This window comes from Chitinophaga ginsengisegetis, from assembly GCF_900168065.1.
Lineage (GTDB): Bacteria > Bacteroidota > Bacteroidia > Chitinophagales > Chitinophagaceae > Chitinophaga > Chitinophaga ginsengisegetis.
The window spans coordinates 1,613,922-1,629,830 of sequence record NZ_FUZZ01000001.1 but is presented as its reverse complement, the minus strand read 5'-3'; the positions used below and the strand labels follow the sequence as shown (position 1 = coordinate 1,629,830).

Here is a 15,909-nt window from a genome sequence, read left to right as displayed (position 1 = left end):
CATTATATATGAAGAAGTATTTAGTCCTCATTTTATTACTCACTACCTCCTGCAGCAAATGGCTGGATATAAAACCGATTTCGGAAGTATCCGGGGATGAGCTGTTCAAAACCGAAGATGGCTTTAAAGATGCCCTGAATGGCCTTTACAGCCTGTGTTTGAATGAAGAGATCTATGGCAAGGAACTGATGGGTGGTTTGCCGGATGTACTGGCGCAAAACTATGCTATTCCTGTTATTGATGGAGGTGGTTACCGGCAGGCTGCTATCTATAACTATAAAGATAAAAGCCTGATAGGCAGGAAAGATAAGATCTGGCAAAGATTGTATGAAGTGATTGCCAACAGCAATTTAATTCTTGCTAAAGTAGACCAGCAAAAAAGTATCCTGTCGGGTGTTAACTACGGTCTCATTAAAGGAGAATCGCTGGCAATGCGGGCCTGGTGCCATTTTGATGCGCTCCGCCTGTTTGCCCCTTCCTTTGCCAGCAAGCCGGCCGCACAGGGCGTGCCTTATGTAACGGAGTTTTCCAAAGATGCTGCCCCTATGCAAACTGTAACAGCCTTGCTGGATTCTGTGATCAAAGATCTCACCGCAGCAAAAGAAATATTGCGTGGCGTGGACCCGATCTTGAATGCAGGTTATAAAGTAGGATATATGATCAGGGATTCCAGTACAGAAGGCAACGGGGAAATGTTTGTACAGCAGCGCCGTCACCGTTTAAATTATTATGCAGTATGCGGTGAACTGGCCAGGGTATATCTCTATAAAAATGACCAGGTACACGCGTTACAGAATGCCCTGGAAATTATTAATGCAAAGAAATTCCCCTGGACCCGCCAGGAGGATTTCATGAATGGCAACGATGCAAAGAAAGACAGGATCCTGTATAAGGAACTCATCTTTGGCTATTATATGCCCAACCGGAAAGATGCCATGAACGACCAGTTCCGGAAAGGTAACGGACAAGGATTGTTTATTTCCAGCACAGAAGGCAAAAACATTTATGAAGTAGCCGGAATAGGCGGGGAGGACTTCCGATTTAAACAGTGGTTCAGCGAGCAATCCGTAAACAGTACTACTTACCTGCAACTGGAAAAGTACAAGCGCACGGATGATAATCTTCATTACCTGATGGGACCTGCGTTGCGGCTCAGTGAAATTTATTACATCGCGGCGGAATGCACTTTCGCTACGGCTCCGGATAAAGCCTGGGCATATTTCAATGAAGTACGACTGTACCGCGGTATCGGGCCATACAGTGGTCCCGCTGATGCCAACAGCTTTTATACCGAACTGCTGAAAGAAGCGCGCAAAGAATTGTACGGGGAAGGACAGCTGTTCTACATGTACAAACGCTTAAACAGACCCATACTGGGATTAGGCGGCAAGCCGGTGGCAGCCTCCGATGGCGTGTTTGTACTGCCGCTTCCTGATGATGAAATCGCATACGGTAACCGATAAAATATAGCACATGAAAAAGATAACAGCGATAAGCATGTTCAGCTGGATCCTGCTGATAGCATGCAAAAAGCAGGATGATCTGGTGTTCCGTGAGAACAGTAATGTTTATTTTGATTTTACAGATGATGTAAAGAGCACCAGGGTAGACAGCTTCTTTTATTCCTTTGCCCTCTTCCCGGAAATATCTATAGACACCCTTTTACTACCGGTAAGGATTTCCGGCGAGCGGGTGCCGTACGACAGGTGGTTTAAAGCAACCGTAGTTGCCAATGGCTCCACCGCCACCGCCGGATTGCATTACAAAGCGCTGGACACAGCGTATAAGATCCCGGCCGATTCAGGTAAGGCGTATCTGCCGCTGATCATTTACGGAAGTGATCCGCTGTTGCTGGACACCTCTGTGGTGATTAAACTGAAGATCAGTGCTTCCTCCGCATTTAGCAATGACTTCCCTTCTTACGATACCGCCAAGATTACTTTCTCAAACCGGCTGGAACAGCCGTTGTGGTGGGTAGTATGGGAAGGCGACCTCGGTGTTTATTCCCGGGTGAAGCATGAACTGTTTATCCGTACCTCCGGCACTACGGAGTTACAACTGGATAATTCCGACTGGCAATCCACTCCCAAAACATTGTTTTACCTGCGGCAGTTCCGTGCATTTATGATGGATCCCATTGCCCGCACCGTTGATTATAAGGATAAGGGTTATGCGATAGGACAGGAACCAAACGGTACTTATTATTTCTATAACACCGGTAATCTTAATAAAAAATACCCGCTCGAATACAGTGCGGCCGACGGCAGGTATTATTTCCATGACGAAAACGGGAACAGGATTGTACCACAATAACAAAAACCTATACACATGAAACATGTATTTCTATATATCATTGGCATCCTGGTATTATTTACCGCCTGCTATAAAGACAAAGGCAATTACGATTATCACCCGGTTCCCGAACCTATAATCACCCGGCTGGATACCGCTTACACGGCGGTTGTAGGGGATAGCTTTATCATATCCCCGAAGGTGGTGCTGGCCTCCGGCAATACAAAGTACCAGGGATTGTGGAAAATTTCCGTTCCCGGCCAGATGGGTACGCAGGATTATACCGGCCAGGAGCTGCGCATCGTATTTGGTTTGGGCGCCTCGCGCTATCCCGCGATGTATATTGTGTATGATAGTATTACCGACATGAAGTACTATTATAAATTTGTGATTAATGGTACTGCTACCTTTACCCGTGGTACAGTGGTGTTGAGTGATGATGTAACGGCATCCAAAATATCTTTTATTAAGGAAGATGGTACGGTACAAGCTGATGTATACACCAATATTAATCACGATACCCTTCCTGGTGGCGCATTGCAGCTAACCATGATGAAAAATGTCAACTATGGTAATCTTATTACCGGTTACTGGGCTACTTTTAAAACGGGGGGCGTTTACATTGATCCTAATAACCTGAGCAAGCTGAGAACGCTGGCGAAGAATTTTTATTCCGATCCGGGGCTGCTGGAGGTATCTACTTTTATTCCTTCGAGTCTTGGTGTGCCCGTAGGTATCATCAACAAAAAGTTATACCGCGGCGCTACAGAAACGGCGCCTTTTGCCACCTATTACGGTTTTATGGGCATCCCGCTTTCCGGCACCTATAGCCTGTCTCCGGCCATTATTGCGAGCGACCCTGATAACCGGGGTTATTTCGTGGGCTTTGAGGAAACGAAGCGGAAGCTGGTGCGGATGGACTGGGGCAACTATCTTGATACCAACTACATCGTAAAAGATTCTGCATTTACCCCTAAGAACCTGAAGATGGATATGTTGCACCTGGGTCGTTTTTCAGACAACGAATGTTATGCTTTCTGCGACAGTGTTGGCCAGATCAGGGAACTGCGCTTTGGCGTGGAGTTCAGAACCGGTGGCGATCCTGTTTTCCACGCGCTGGAAAAAAGGAAACCGGTGATTGCAGATAAGATCAATGCCACCACACTTTGGGCCGAGTCGCCGGTGGGGGTATTTTATTTCACGCAGGGAGATAAAGTATTCCGGTATAACCCATTGAATAAAGATGTGAAAGAAATGGCCACTTCTTTCAGCGGTCAAACCATTACCATGCTGAAACTGCTGGATAACGGCAACCAGTTGCTGGTAGGTGTGAGAGGCAGTATTTTTTACCTGAATACAGGCACGGGGCATAACGGAGAAACAACGAAGAGAGTGGATGGTATTCCGGGAGCGCCGAAGGATGTGATTGTGAGAGCAAATTAATGAATGAGTCCCTATTGCATAAAAAGAAGAAGCCGTCAATTATGACGGCTTCTTCTTTTTATATGCTTAATGATCTTTATTCTCCGGTCCATTTATCCCGGTCGTCCATACTGAACTTCCAGGGGGCCATATTGTTTTCGATGTTGCTGAACATGCCGGTCCATTCTGCCGGGGCGCTGGATTCTTCCATTACCAGGTGGCGGCGCAGCTGGAGGATAATATCCAGCGGGTTAATGCTTACAGGGCATTCCTGTACGCAGGCGTTGCAGGTAGTGCAGGCGCGCAGTTCTTCTTCTAAAATATAATCGCGTAAAAGGGCTTTGTTATCATCTTTAAAGGCGCCGCCGTTGGCTTTGATGTTGTGGCCTACTTCTTCGAGGCGGTCGCGGGTATCCATCATTATTTTGCGGGGCGACAGGAGCTTGCCGGTGATATTGGCCGGGCAGGCAGCCGTGCAACGGCCGCATTCCGTACAGCTGTAGGCGTCCAGCAAGTTTTTCCAGGTGAGGTCCATTACATCTTTGGCGCCGAACTTAGGCATAGTATCGGAGGCCGGAGCGTTGGCAGCCAGCTCCGGTTGCAGCATCAGCTGTACTTCATGTTGTACGGCAGGCATGTTTTCCATTTCACCTTTGGGTTCCAGGCTGGCATAGTATGCATTGGGAAATGCGAGGATAATATGCAGGTGCTTGGAGTAGGGGAGATAGTTCAGGAAAGCGAGTACACCGGCGATGTGCAGCCACCAGCAGCTGCGCTCCAGTACTTCCAGTGAGCCATCGGACATGCCGCTGAGCATGGGCGCAAACATGCCTGAAACCCAGAAGTTGCCGGTAGCTATGTAATGCGTGGCGCCTTTCGCCTGTAATGCCTGATCGGCTGCGTTCATGGTGAGAAACAGCAGCATCAGCACAATTTCGGTGATCAGGATATAGTTGGCATCTGAACGCGGCCACCCGTTAAGATCCTTGCTCATAAAGCGTTTTAGCTTTAATATGTTTCTGCGTACCAGGAAGATGGCGCATCCGGTAATTACCAGTACAGCGAGCACTTCAAATAAGCCGATCAGCACCGGGTAAACAGCGCCCAATACGGGAACGAATAAACGATGTGTGCCCAGGATACCATCCAGGATGATTTCCAGTATTTCAATATTAATGATCAGGAATCCGGCATATACGAAAAAGTGCAGTACAGCTACCAGTGGGTTACGGAACATTTTTTTCTGACCAAAAGCCAGCAGCAGCAGGTTTTTCCAACGTTGATCCGGATGGTCGCTCAGGTCTTTATCGCGCCCCAGTAGTATGTTTTTCCTTATCCGGCTTGCCTTTTGGGCAAAAAGATATACCGCTGTTCCGAATAGGATCACAAATAATAATTCTTGTACAATTCGCATTAGCTCAGATTTGACTCCCTAATTTATGTCTTTTTTAGCTATCAGCCGTTAGGGGTTAAGGTTTAGTGTATTTGATTTTTTTGCTAAGTGCTAACTGCTAATGGCTAATTGCTTATTTTTGCAACCATGGAAAGCAGGAACATCATTCTAACGCAGGATATCATTCAAAAGAAAATTGAGCGTATTGCTTATGAAATCTATGAGCATAACAGCGATGGCACGGATATCATATTGGCCGGTATCTGGGACCGTGGCGTGATCATAGCCCATAAACTGGCCGCTATCCTCGGAGAGATATCTCCCCTGAAAATCCATATTATTGAACTGCGCCTGGATAAGCAGCATCCCGGTGAAGTAGTGGTATCTGAAGAAATAGACTTCGATAATAAAGTGATAGTGGTGGTAGATGATGTGGCTAACTCCGGCCGCACCATGCTGTACGCCCTGAAACCGCTGCTGAAATATCTCCCCAAAAAAATCCAGACCGCCGTACTGGTAGACCGTAAGCACAAATCCTTCCCGTTATCCGTCGACTTTGTAGGATATTCACTGGCAACCACCCTGCAGGACATGGTGCTGGTAGAAATGAACGGGGAAGAGATTGTTTCCGCTTATTTTGAATAAGCGATTAAAAATAGACTGCGTGTAATTTCATGTTCCCCTTTGAATTGATTTCAAAGGTAGGGGCGGGAAACTTGAGCATATTCAATACCTGGAATATTACTTTAACGCCTTTTTTCCGTGTGGGTATTTTGGTAAAATCCACATCGGGGGAAAGATAGAACTGCCGTACGCGACGGAGCTGACTATAGTCGTGGTAGATCCCGTGTTCATCTGTCCAGGTATTATCGCGGCCGCCTATCATCCCCTGTGAACCATACCCCACGGCAATATTCAGCCATTTGGGGAGCCGGCTTTCTTTCCGGAAGGAGTAAAGGTTTACGGATAACCAGTACGTTTGACCGTTATAATCTTTCAGGGTTCTTTCCCAGAAGGTGGTGCCAAAAAGCTGATCTGCCTTATGCTGTAATACGGGATCATCATAATTTTGTGGATGCGCTGAAAACTTCAGCTGGATACGTTGTTCGTTCCAGGCCAGTTCCTGGCTGATGAGCAGGGCCGACCCGATAGCATTGGCGCCCATATCTCCCCAGGAAAACCCCCATTCAGAAGAGTAGCCGTCCAGTACTTCCACAACAGACTGGTAGGCAAATCCGCTCAGGCCGCCGATCCAGATCTGTTTCTTTCGTGGCAGTCCCGACCAGCGCCACATTTCGCGGCTGTATTTCCCGATGAAGTACGCGCTGAAAATATGCCCGGTCTTATCCACCTGGTTCCATTCACCCATATCATTAAAAAAATGAAACCCCTCCCTGGGATAGCCTTTGTACCAGGCGGTGTTGAGTGCTGCGAGTCCTGCGCCATAAAGGGCCGTGGTAGCGCCGCTCAGGATCCATACGCGTGATTGGATGGTAGTATCAGGTATAGTGGAGAAAGGCACTTTTTTTTGTGCCATGCTGCTGAAAAACGGCAGTAACAGGATCAGGATAAGCAGAGGCTTCTTCATATGGGTAGCTAAACAATACCGGGAATGCTGAAAGGGGGAAATTCCGGAGGAGTCCTTTCTTTCAACATTCCCGGTTTTTATCATCTTTTCAGATGACGGGCGTTATTTCAGTTTCAGATCCTGAATAATGCCGGTTATTTTTTGATTCAGTTCAGCGGTCACCTTGTCGTAGTCACCTGCGTTGGCTAAAGGCGCATTTACGCTGAAGTAGAATTTGATTTTTGGTTCAGTACCGGAAGGGCGGGCGGATATTTTGCTGCCATCTGCCAGTACAAACTGTAATACATTGGATTTCGGGAGGTCCAGCGATTTGATGTCGCCGGTTTTAATATCCCTGATCTGTTGCAGCTGGTAGTCGTAAAGAGTTACTACCGGTGAGCCGTTGATGGAAACCGGTGGATTTTCGCGGTATCCGCGCATCATTTCAGCGATTTCTTCAGCGCCTCTCATTCCCTTCTTGGTAATAGAAATCAAACTTTCCATGTAATAGCCATAGCGTACATAGATGTCGATCAGCTGTTCAAACAGGGTTTTACCCTTGCTGCGCGCGTAGGCGGCCATTTCACAGATCATGGCTACAGAGGCGATGGCGTCTTTATCACGTACATTCTGACCAATCATGTAGCCATAGGACTCTTCACCTCCGCAGATGAAGTTTTCCTTTGGCTCTTTCCGGCGGATCAGGTCAGCGATCCATTTGAAGCCGGTAAGTACGTTATAGCAGGTAATATTGTTTTTGGCGGCAAATACATCGATCAGGTCGGATGTTACTACTGTTTTGGCAATATAGTCGTTTGCTTTGGCGAGTCCTTTGCTTTTGCGGCTTTCCACGATGTAGTTAAACAGCAGTACGCCGGTTTGGTTACCGTTGAGCAGGATCCATTCTCCTTTCAGGTCTTTCACGGCAATGCCTACACGATCGGCGTCGGGGTCGGTACCCAGGAGGATATCGGCATCGAGTTCCTTGGCTTTTTTGAGGCCGAGGCTCATGGCTTCCGATTCTTCCGGGTTAGGGTATACTACGGTGGGGAAGTTTCCATCCGGTGTAGCCTGTTCCTGGACAATGTTTACATTGGTAAAGCCGTATTGTTCCAGCAGCTGGGGCACCTGTGTGATGCCGGTACCATGAATAGGCGTATATACTATTTTAAGATCGTGCTGTTGTTTGTTGATATCGGGATTGATGGACAGGCTGAGCAGTTCCTGGCGGTATGCTTCGTCTATTTCCTTACCGATGAGGGTGATATTGGCTTCACCACCGGTCCATTTCACCTCGTCCGGGGAAGCGATGTTCTCTACTTCACGGATCACGTTGTTGTCGTGCGGTGGCACCAGCTGTGCGCCGTCGTCCCAATAGGCTTTGTAGCCGTTGTATTCTTTCGGGTTATGGGAGGCGGTGAGTACTACGCCACCCTGGCATTTAAGGTGACGGATGGTAAAAGACAGTTCCGGGGTGGGGCGGAGGCTTTCAAAAAGAAACACTTTAATATCGTTGGCGGCAAAAACGTTGGCAACGGTTTCCGCGAAAAAGCGGGCATTATTGCGGCTGTCGTGTGCAATGGCTACCTTAATTTCACCGGTAAAGGTTTTTTTGAGGTAATTGGCGAAGCCCTGGGTGGCCATTCCAAGAGTATATTTATTCATGCGGTTGGTGCCAACGCCCATGATGCCCCTGAGGCCACCGGTACCAAATTCGAGGTTACGGTAAAAAGCGTCGTTAAGGTCATCAGGGTTTCCTTCCTGCATTTTCTTCAGTGTGGCAACGGTTTCAGCGTCGTAATTACCGTTGAGCCATTGCGCTACTTTGCTTTGAATATTTATATCCATGGTCTTTTTTTTGTGAGCCGTAAATGCTAAAATGGATTGTAAAGTAAAAATAAAAAAATGAATGTTGGAAATTACAGATTTCAAAATACATTGAAAATCCCTTGTATTGGTTAATTTTGCGGCCATGAGGCGGTATGAAGATACTTATAAACAAAAAGGATTACGTAAACAGTTAGTCGATAGTATCCGTCAGAAAGGTATTACAGATGAAAACGTACTGGCAGCTATTGGCAATATTCCCAGGCATTTTTTCCTGGATACGGCTTTTGAAAGTATAGCTTACGACGACAGGGCCTTCCCTATCGGGGAGGGACAAACCATTTCGCAGCCGTATACGGTAGCCTATCAAACGCAGCTACTGGAGGTAAAACCCTATGAAAAAGTACTGGAAATAGGTACCGGCAGCGCCTACCAGGCATGTGTACTGGCCGAGCTGAAAGCCAATGTATTTACGATAGAACGGCAACGGAAGCTGTTTGACCAGGTAAAAAGTTTTCCTTTCAAAGCCCAGTATCGCAATCTCCGTTTCTTTTACGGAGATGGTTATGAGGGATTGTCGACCTATGCTCCCTTTGATAAGGTGCTGGTAACGGCGGCAGCTCCTTATATCCCTGAAAAATTGCTGCAACAGATGAAGATCGGTGGCAAAATGGTGATTCCCGTTGGCGGGCAGGAGGTACAGCGTATGCTGCGGATCACCAAAATCAGCGAAACAGAGAATGAGCAGGAGTTATTTGATAACTTTTCCTTTGTACCCATGCTGGCCGGAAAAAAATAATGCAGGGGAGATGAAGCCCCTGCACTGATATGATCCTGTCTTATTTTATTATTAAAGCCGTCCCGCGCCCTCTCTGGGCTTTTCTTCTTCCTGTTTTTCTTCTTCTTCCTGTGGTTTCTTTTTCTTAAAGAGGTTCGGGTCCATTTTGCCAAAACGGTAGCGCACATTCAGCCGGATGAAGCGGGTAGCTCTTTTACGGTCGTAATCCTGGATGAAGGTATTGGTTTCGTAGTGGGAGCTGAACTGCTGCGTATTCAGCAGATCCGAGATATTGAGGGCCACCACCAGCGATTTGTTCAGCAACTCCTTGCGGACTCCCAGGTCAATCCCATTCATCGCTTTGAAAGTTCCCTGCGGCTGAATGCGCGGAGAGCGGAAATGACCGCCTAACTCTACACTAAACTTACCGGGTAAACGAAATTGTGTATTCCCATTTAGTCCGTAGCTGAAGTTTTCATTATTGACGGCGATGCTGGTAAGCTTGCTGTATTCTACATTCAGGTTGGCCCATACTTTCCACCATTTGGTAAGATTTAAGCTATAAGACACATTTCCGCCCATATTCTGCTGGGTGGCCAGGTTCATGGGTTTGGTGGTGGTAACGCCGGAAATGGTATCCAGGGTGCTGATACGGTCTATGTTATCATTTGTTTGAGCAAAATAGGTACTGGTGCTCAGGTAATTATTGGATTTGGGATAATATACCGAGTAGCTTACCTCAAACTTATGCGACAGAGCCGGCTGCAGCTCCGGGTTACCGGTGCGGATATTCTGCGGATCAGAGTTATTGATGTACGGCAGCAGCTGATCAAAGTTGGGCCGGTCTATCCGGGTAGAATAGTTGAACACCAGGCTTTGGTTCTGGTTCTTCGGCATATTGTATTTGAGGAATATGCTGGGGAACAGGTTAAAGAAGCGGTTATTCACCGTGGTATCTTTTGTAAACGAGTATCCTTTGAGCTGCGATTGTTCCGCACGCACGCCTACCTGGTAACCGAGGTTGCCAATGGCGTTGGCAAAATTGAGATAGCCGGCGTAAATGTCTTCTTCATAATCATATTTATTGGACAGCGTGGGACTGATCACATAATCTTTTTCATCCCAGTCGAACAAGGTGGCTACGTAGTTATTGTCGATATGCCGCATGGTGGCTTTCACCCCGGCTTCCAGTTTACCTTTCTTACCAAGCGGAGAGGTGTAGTCCGATTGCAGGTTCCAGAAGCGGTTGCCGTTTTTCCCTTTATTACTTTGTTTATCGGCGTTGGGAAGCGTATCAACGGATGCAATATGATACTGGGTATTGTAGTTGCTTCCGCTGCTGCTGTTATTGCCGCTGTAGCTGATATAGGCCGTGAGTTCCTGGTTGGGCTTATCGAAAGTATGTTTATAACTGAGATTGGTATTTTTATTATTGCCGCGGTTATAGCTGTTATTGGCGCGTTCCCCGTTACGCAGGGATTCCATTTTCTGGTCCATGTAGTTGAGGAGGATGTTGTCTTCATTCTGGCTGTAGTTATAGTTCAGTCCCTGCGACAGCGTGAAGGTATTGTGATCATCCATGAAGTAATCGAATCCGAAGCGGCCGCCGTTGTTGGTGTTCCTGTTTTCATTTTTACTGATCTGGGAGAAGTACCACGTATCGCTGCTGTCTGCGATCAGATTCTGGCGGAAGCTTTTTCCGCTGCCGTTTACCTGTTCGTAGCGACCGTTGTAATTGGCGAAGAAGTTAAACCGTTTCATACGCAAGCTGGCATTAGCGCTTCCGAAGCCTTCCCCGCGGGTAGCGCCGCCTACGTTGAACATTACGTTGTAGCCGATGGCCTTATCTTTTTTCAGTACAATGTTGATAATACCACCGCTGCCGTTGGCTTCAAACTTCGCGGAAGGGTTATTGATCACTTCCACCCGGTCGATGCTTTCCGCGGGGATCATTTGCAGGGCTGTTTTAGCATCCCCGAAAGGAGAGGGTTTACCATCTACATAAATAGTAACACTTTTACCACGGAGCGTAATGTTATCATCGATATCCACATCCACGCTGGGGATATTTTTTAGTATATCCGTTCCCGTTCCTCCTTCTGCATTGATCATATTACCGGCATCAAATACCTGCCGGTCTATTTGCATGGAGAAGGCTGGTTTTTCTGCTTTAATTTCCACAGCATTCAGCACTTTACCGGCGGGTTGCAGGCGGAGTGTGCCGGCCAGCGTATTTTTTCCTTCTGTAACCCTTACGGCTTTTTCCAGTTTTTCGTATCCCATAAAAGTGATGCGGACAACATAAATGCCTGGCGTAATATTATTGAGTGAGAAGGTGCCGGTGGGAGTGGTGTAAGCGCCGGTAACCATAGAAGAATCTACTTGTTTCAGTAGTACCACAGAAGCGTATTCAATAGGTTTCCCGGTAACAATATCCGCTACCTTTCCTGTTACCTTCAGGCTTGTGGGGATTGGCGTTTGTGCGTTGACGTTATACGACGCAACAAACAGCACGACCATGAGTGAGAAAAAATTTCGCATGCGTGGACTTAGCAACTTTAATAATGATACAACAACAGCGTAAAAGTAATAGGCGTATGTTTAAACATTCACGAAATATGATGAGTGGTAGCTAAAAAAACATGGCCGGCAGAGTGTTGTAGCACTACTAACCGGCCTGTGGTTTGCATTCACCTTCTTTAGTATGTTTTTAGAAACTCTGCATGGGATCGCCCATCTGTGTATCGTTTCCGGAGTCTTTCTTTTTCTTTTTAAACAACGATGCATCAAACTTACCGAAGCGGTAGCTGAAGTTGAGTTTCAGTATCCTGGATTCACGTTTGCGGATATAATCCTGTGCAAACTCCGGCGACGCCTGGTTCAGCTCATACTGACGGGTATTGAAAATATCAGATAGGCTGAGTGTTACAGAAGCGGCTTTATTTTTCAGGAAATCTTTTTTCACTGCGAGGTCCACTGTGCTGAAACCTTTGATGGTACCCTGTGCGGAACTTGGGATCTGGTTAAATCCACCTCCTCCGCCACCACGACCGCCGCCGCCACCACCGCCGGATGACGGAAGTGCAATAGTAGGCGCCTGGTAGGTGGCATTCACCTGCACGGTGAAGTTGGCTGGTAATTTTGTTTCAGAATTTACTTTAGCAAACCAGCTGAAGCCGTTGTTATCATAGTTCTGCCCATTGGCGTTTACCTTCATATCTGTTTGATAGAGGTTCACGTTGGTGGTGAGATCCCATCCTTTCAGGATTTGATTTTTCATGGTTAGCTCCGCACCGTAAGAGTTGCTCCTGTTGGCATTGATGTACTGCGTGAGCAATGTATCCGCGCCGATGGGTGTGCTGATGGTGGAAATCATATCGTTCGTATTCCTGAAATACACGCTACCGAGGAAGTTGCTGTTGGCCCAGTTCTTTACATATGAAAACTCAAAGCTGTTGGTATATTCCGGTTTCAGGTTTGGATTACCTTCCCGTTGATTCTGTGGATCGCTGTAATCGCGGTATGGAATCAGCTGGAAGAAATTGGGCCTGTTTACACGGCGGGAATAGTTCAGCTGTAACTCCTGGTCATTCTTTAATTTTTCGGAGAGGAAGAGGCTGGGAAAGAAGCCTGGTACTGCTTTGGTGGGCTTGTACTTAGTGCCTTCATTTTCGCCTGCATACACATATTGCTCTACACGTAAGCCTGCCTGGTAGCCGAAGTTGCCAATGGTATTGGCGAAGTTGGCGTAACCGGCATAGATCTCTTCATTGTATTTATAATTGTTGGAGAGCTGCGGATTGTTGACAAATTCACCGGTAGTAGTATCCCTGTCGTACACGTTATACAAACTGGTGTAATCACGCAAAGTAGCTTTAGCGCCTACTTCCAGCTTACCATTCTTCCCGATGGGGTTGGTGTAATCTGTTTGAAAAGTAACGAAAGTGGTTTTACCGTTGGTGGTATTGTTTTGCAGCAATGCTTGTCCGAGTGGCGATCCAGCCGCGTTTTGCGCTTGTGTGAGATAGTCGCCGTTGCGGTTATTTTTGCTGTTATTATAGTTGATATCAGCGGTCCATTCTTTATTCGGTTGTGCAAAGGTATGTTTGAAACTCAGTGCAGTAGTGTAGTTACGGAAGCTGAAGTCGTTATTGTTCAGGCGGTCGCTGATACCGGTTATCACGTGATCCTTATCGGAGAAGGTGCTGCGCAGGTCTTCGTTGTTTTTAAAATCGCCGGCCACAATATTTTGTGAGATGGAGATGGTGTTCCTGTTATCGAGCATATAGTCCAATCCGAACCGTCCGAACTGGAACAGCGGTTTGCTGGTGCTGTTGCTGTTCTGGAAGAGGAAGTTGGTATCTGCCTTCTGGCCGTTGCTGTAGTTGCTGCGGCTGGTGGTACCATCTGCCCAGTTCTGATTGGCATTGATGTTATAGTTGGCGAACACATTGAATTTACCCTGACGGATATTAATATTACCGCCGCCGTTGTATTTATTACCTGTGCCGATACCTGCATTCACGGCGCCATTGAAGCCGGCTTTACGGTTTTTCTTCAGTACAATATTCAGTATACCAGACATGCCTTCTGCATCATATTTGGCAGAGGGGTTGGTAACCAGCTCAATACTTTCTATCGCATCTGCGGGAATCTGATCCAGGGTAAGTGTAGAGGGTTTGCCATCTACAAAGATATTGGGAGAAGCATTACGCACGGTAACATTTCCATCGAGGTCTACATTCACAGATGGTACATTTTTCAGTACGTCCTGTGCGGTGCCGCCAACGCTGGTGAGGTTCCTGTCTACGTTAAATACTTTTTTATCGATGCCCATCGCAAAGGCGCTTTTTTGCCCGGTGATCTCCACGCTTTGCAGTGTTTTTACGTTCTGCTGCATTTTGATATTGCCAAGATCCTGTTCAGTGGCCTGTGGTGTGATGGTTACTTTTTTCTGCATGTTAGTGTAGCCCATGAAATTCACCCGTAGTATCATGGGGCCGAAGGGCAGATTTTCCAGGCTGAAGTCGCCATTGGGTTTGGTGAGCATGCCTGTTACCAGTGAGGAATCTTTCTGCCTTAATAAAGTAACAGAAGCATATTCTATTGCTTTCCCTGTTTTAGCATCCACCAGTTTGCCATATAAATGGCCAATCTGAGGCATGTTGGGTCTTCCCTGTTGTCCCTGTCCTTGTGCCTGCCGAGGGGCTGTAGCTCCGGGCGCCTGTGCAAAGGTGTGCGCCTGCCACAAAAGTATACCAGCAAGAACTGCGTAGCATTTTTTCATCCTTATAGTTTTTTATCCGGACTTTCTTCTCAGATAAGGACAAATGTATCGGGGTACAGGTATGAATGGTTTGAGATTGTGATGAGTGGAATTATTACGCGCAGGAAATTGCAAATATAAGCGCTAAGAGGTCTTAACAGTAGTTAACAGAGGTGTGTTTCAGCGTATTACCAGAGGGAGATGGCCATACATATTAACCCGGTAATGAGTCCGCTGATGGCGCCGAGGAGTTTAAAACTTTTTAGTTCCCTGCTGAGGAGGTTGTGGGTAATGGTTTCCAGTTGTGCTGCGGAGATACCGGCAATTTTCTGTGCTATCATTTTTTCCAGGTTCAGGTCCTGTTCTATGTTATCGAGGTATTGGCGGATCAGTACGGGAAAGAGGGTGTCCAGTTCTGCTACCAGGTGGGTTTTTATCTGGTTTACAATACTATCGCCGATGAACATGGAGAGTACGGGCATTGCTTTGGGTAGTCTTTCCCGCAGGAAGCTGTCCAGGTGTGCTTCTACGAGTGGAATAATCTTTTTGATCTTTTCCGGATCCGTCATTTTGGTTTTGATATCCTCAAAAGAAAACTGTTGTGCTACCAGTGCCCCGATGCTGTTGGCCAGGTGTGTTTGTCTTTTTGGGAACAATCCCTGCAGGGTGATAAAGCCTATGTTAACGGGTTTATACGGGCGGAAAAGCAGGGTAACAGCAAGGCTATTGAGTAACCAACCGATGACAGCAGCGATGAGGGGAAGGAAAAAGATCATTGAATGAATTGATTTTCAGATGTTACAAATGTAAAAAATAGGAAGGCAATAAGTAAATGAATTTTTTGGTTAGAGGAGAGAGCTTTGTTGAAAGATGAATTATATAGTAAACTTCGAACAAAGTTTATACAAACAAAAAAGGCTTCCTTTTACAGAAGCCTTTTTTGTTTTTGGGTGATTGAAGGGTTTCGAACCCTCGACCCTCAGAACCACAATCTGATGCTCTAACCAACTGAGCTACAACCACCATGTTCAACGGTTACCCCGTTTTTGGGAGTGCAAATATAAGTGAAACTTTTATCTGGCCAAGAATTTTTTTAGTACTTTCAGAAAATAAAAAAGGCCTCTTTTTACAGAAGCCTTTTTTGTTTTTTGGGTGATTGAAGGGTTTCGAACCCTCGACCCTCAGAACCACAATCTGATGCTCTAACCAACTGAGCTACAACCACCGTTTTATCGTCAATTTCGTGTATTATTTCGTTGTTGGGAGTGCAAAGATAAGCGAAACTATTTTTAAATTCCAAATACTTTGAATAAAAAAAATTCAAGGGATTACGTATAGATCATATTCTGCAAATGAAACCCAAT

The 15,909-nt window shown here is 46.5% G+C and carries 11 protein-coding genes and 2 tRNA genes; 5 read left to right on the top strand and 8 right to left on the bottom strand.

Annotation, left to right across the window (positions count from 1 at the left end; translation table 11 throughout):
• The first annotated feature begins 8 nt into the window (after positions 1-8).
• Genes B5Z18_RS06430 through B5Z18_RS06420 form a run of 3 tightly spaced genes read left to right on the top strand, consistent with a single transcriptional unit; the run spans position 9 to position 3,735 of the window.
• Positions 9-1,463 (top strand): RagB/SusD family nutrient uptake outer membrane protein, encoded by a 1,455-nt coding sequence (locus B5Z18_RS06430; RefSeq protein WP_079468549.1) that lies wholly within the window; start codon positions 9-11, stop codon positions 1,461-1,463.
• Between the two features lie 10 nt (positions 1,464-1,473).
• Positions 1,474-2,313, top strand: coding sequence for a DUF4843 domain-containing protein (locus B5Z18_RS06425; protein WP_079468548.1), 840 nt, complete (start codon positions 1,474-1,476; stop codon positions 2,311-2,313).
• A 15-nt stretch (positions 2,314-2,328) separates the two neighbouring features.
• Positions 2,329-3,735: a PKD-like family lipoprotein gene (locus B5Z18_RS06420; protein WP_079468547.1), complete on the top strand. Its 1,407-nt coding sequence runs from the start codon at positions 2,329-2,331 to the stop codon at positions 3,733-3,735.
• A gap of 76 nt (positions 3,736-3,811) precedes the next feature.
• On the opposite strand, the gene B5Z18_RS06415 is transcribed toward B5Z18_RS06420, so the two are convergent.
• On the bottom strand, positions 3,812-5,128 hold the full coding sequence (locus B5Z18_RS06415; RefSeq protein WP_079468546.1) for a 4Fe-4S dicluster domain-containing protein: 1,317 nt from the start codon (positions 5,126-5,128) through the stop codon (positions 3,812-3,814).
• A 126-nt stretch (positions 5,129-5,254) separates the two neighbouring features.
• On the opposite strand from B5Z18_RS06415, the gene B5Z18_RS06410 reads away from it, so the two are divergent.
• Positions 5,255-5,752, top strand: coding sequence for a phosphoribosyltransferase family protein (locus tag B5Z18_RS06410; protein ID WP_079468545.1), 498 nt, complete (start codon positions 5,255-5,257; stop codon positions 5,750-5,752).
• A 4-nt stretch (positions 5,753-5,756) separates the two neighbouring features.
• Here the strand turns inward: B5Z18_RS06410 and B5Z18_RS06405 are convergent, their stop codons facing one another.
• Together B5Z18_RS06405 and B5Z18_RS06400 are read right to left on the bottom strand one after the other, a co-directional pair.
• Positions 5,757-6,695: a DUF2279 domain-containing protein gene (locus B5Z18_RS06405; protein ID WP_159454211.1), complete on the bottom strand. Its 939-nt coding sequence runs from the start codon at positions 6,693-6,695 to the stop codon at positions 5,757-5,759.
• 102 nt (positions 6,696-6,797) lie between these two features.
• On the bottom strand, positions 6,798-8,522 hold the full coding sequence (locus B5Z18_RS06400) for a phospho-sugar mutase (protein WP_079469994.1): 1,725 nt from the start codon (positions 8,520-8,522) through the stop codon (positions 6,798-6,800).
• Between the two features lie 124 nt (positions 8,523-8,646).
• Here B5Z18_RS06400 and B5Z18_RS06395 point away from each other — a divergent pair, with 124 nt between their 5' ends.
• Positions 8,647-9,300, top strand: coding sequence for a protein-L-isoaspartate(D-aspartate) O-methyltransferase (locus tag B5Z18_RS06395; protein ID WP_079468543.1), 654 nt, complete (start codon positions 8,647-8,649; stop codon positions 9,298-9,300).
• A 51-nt stretch (positions 9,301-9,351) separates the two neighbouring features.
• Here the strand turns inward: B5Z18_RS06395 and B5Z18_RS06390 are convergent, their stop codons facing one another.
• The 5 genes from B5Z18_RS06390 to B5Z18_RS06370 all read right to left on the bottom strand — a co-directional run bounded on the left by B5Z18_RS06390 (position 9,352) and on the right by B5Z18_RS06370 (position 15,770).
• A complete protein-coding gene (locus B5Z18_RS06390) occupies positions 9,352-11,820 on the bottom strand; it encodes a TonB-dependent receptor (protein WP_079468542.1) in 2,469 nt (822 codons plus the stop codon).
• Positions 11,821-11,989: 169 nt separating this feature from the next.
• A complete protein-coding gene (locus tag B5Z18_RS06385; protein ID WP_079468541.1) occupies positions 11,990-14,566 on the bottom strand; it encodes a TonB-dependent receptor in 2,577 nt (858 codons plus the stop codon).
• A 167-nt stretch (positions 14,567-14,733) separates the two neighbouring features.
• The gene (locus B5Z18_RS06380; protein ID WP_079468540.1) at positions 14,734-15,321 is read right to left on the bottom strand and encodes a DUF445 domain-containing protein; all 588 of its coding nucleotides are present in this window, start codon (positions 15,319-15,321) and stop codon (positions 14,734-14,736) included.
• Between the two features lie 173 nt (positions 15,322-15,494).
• Positions 15,495-15,568: transfer RNA gene (locus tag B5Z18_RS06375), tRNA-His, on the bottom strand.
• Positions 15,569-15,696: 128 nt separating this feature from the next.
• Positions 15,697-15,770: transfer RNA gene (locus B5Z18_RS06370), tRNA-His, on the bottom strand.
• Positions 15,771-15,909 lie beyond the last annotated feature (139 nt).

What these genes read in the sequence shown, in the direction of transcription:
- B5Z18_RS06425 (WP_079468548.1), top strand. Translation starts at nt 1,474, where the DNA reads ATGAAAAAGATAACAGCGATAAGCATGTTCAGCTGGATCCTGCTGATA.
- B5Z18_RS06430 (WP_079468549.1), top strand. Translation starts at nt 9, where the DNA reads ATGAAGAAGTATTTAGTCCTCATTTTATTACTCACTACCTCCTGCAGC.
- B5Z18_RS06385 (WP_079468541.1), bottom strand. Translation starts at nt 14,566, where the DNA reads ATGAAAAAATGCTACGCAGTTCTTGCTGGTATACTTTTGTGGCAGGCG.
- B5Z18_RS06380 (WP_079468540.1), bottom strand. Translation starts at nt 15,321, where the DNA reads ATGATCTTTTTCCTTCCCCTCATCGCTGCTGTCATCGGTTGGTTACTC.
- B5Z18_RS06410 (WP_079468545.1), top strand. Translation starts at nt 5,255, where the DNA reads ATGGAAAGCAGGAACATCATTCTAACGCAGGATATCATTCAAAAGAAA.
- B5Z18_RS06420 (WP_079468547.1), top strand. Translation starts at nt 2,329, where the DNA reads ATGAAACATGTATTTCTATATATCATTGGCATCCTGGTATTATTTACC.
- B5Z18_RS06390 (WP_079468542.1), bottom strand. Translation starts at nt 11,820, where the DNA reads ATGCGAAATTTTTTCTCACTCATGGTCGTGCTGTTTGTTGCGTCGTAT.
- B5Z18_RS06400 (WP_079469994.1), bottom strand. Translation starts at nt 8,522, where the DNA reads ATGGATATAAATATTCAAAGCAAAGTAGCGCAATGGCTCAACGGTAAT.
- B5Z18_RS06405 (WP_159454211.1), bottom strand. Translation starts at nt 6,695, where the DNA reads ATGAAGAAGCCTCTGCTTATCCTGATCCTGTTACTGCCGTTTTTCAGC.
- B5Z18_RS06415 (WP_079468546.1), bottom strand. Translation starts at nt 5,128, where the DNA reads ATGCGAATTGTACAAGAATTATTATTTGTGATCCTATTCGGAACAGCG.
- B5Z18_RS06395 (WP_079468543.1), top strand. Translation starts at nt 8,647, where the DNA reads ATGAGGCGGTATGAAGATACTTATAAACAAAAAGGATTACGTAAACAG.